Below are 911 nucleotides of genomic sequence, written 5' to 3' on the forward strand. Positions count from 1 at the left end.
GGTTCTAAAGATATAGACAATCTCGTACCCCAAAGTAAATACATCAACCGTTCATTTAAAGAGAATGGTCAATGGTATAAAATGGAGAAAGAATGGTTGAAAGTTTTAAAAGGAGGGGGAGAAGTAAAAAATATTAGAATGAAAATAGACTATGATGAAGAAAGTCTAAGACCTATAGGATTTGCAATCGAATTTATTAGTCAAGGTGAAAAGCAAGTACGATATATAGACAATATATAGGAGGAATAAGATTGGGTTTTGAAGAAAAATTGAATTATATATACCAAAATATAGCCACTGAAGTAAGTAGTATGATTCCGGATAAATGGGAAAATATTTATTTAAAAGCATATGTAAATGATGAAGGTAGTGAAGTGTTTTTCTTTTATCGTAAGCCTAATGAACAAGCATTGTTTTATTGTGGAGATATTCCAGAACAATACAATGTATCTAATGATATTTATATGGAGTTACTTATAAATGTACATAAGTTATTTAAAAAGTTAAGGAAAGAATTTATTCAATATGAACAAAATCCATGGTCTTCTTGTGAATTTAATTTTAGTAATGATGGGAAATTGAATGTGTCATTTGGGTATATCGATTGGAAAAATTCTGAATTTGGACAGATAGCCAGATTTAACTATTATAAATATAAAAAATTCGGCATTATTCCCGAATTAGATTACGCAAAAGAAGAAATTAAAGAAATAGAACAGTTCATTAAAGAACAAGAAGAAGAGTAAAATGAAGTGAAGAAAGACTAAGCAATGTAAAATTTGCTTAGTTTTCTTTTGATTACAAAGCAAAGTAAATTTTAATTTTATTGCTAAATAAATACATATAAAATCAACGTTAATCAGAAAAAATATAGACAAAAGAGTCCGGGACATAAAGTTCTTGGATAAGTG

2 protein-coding genes are annotated in these 911 nt (G+C 27.8%); both read left to right on the plus strand.

Annotated features, from left to right (window positions below):
* Positions 1–240: DNA/RNA non-specific endonuclease (locus HMPREF3241_RS00340; RefSeq protein WP_176746656.1), on the plus strand; the 240-nt coding region annotated here is incomplete at its 5' end.
* A gap of 11 nt (positions 241–251) precedes the next feature.
* Entirely contained in the window at positions 252–746 is a 495-nt protein-coding gene (locus HMPREF3241_RS00345; RefSeq protein ID WP_070853372.1) for a TIGR01741 family protein, read from the plus strand.
* Positions 747–911 lie beyond the last annotated feature (165 nt).

The organism is Staphylococcus sp. HMSC34G04 (assembly GCF_001838765.1).
Classification (GTDB): domain Bacteria; phylum Bacillota; class Bacilli; order Staphylococcales; family Staphylococcaceae; genus Staphylococcus; species Staphylococcus epidermidis.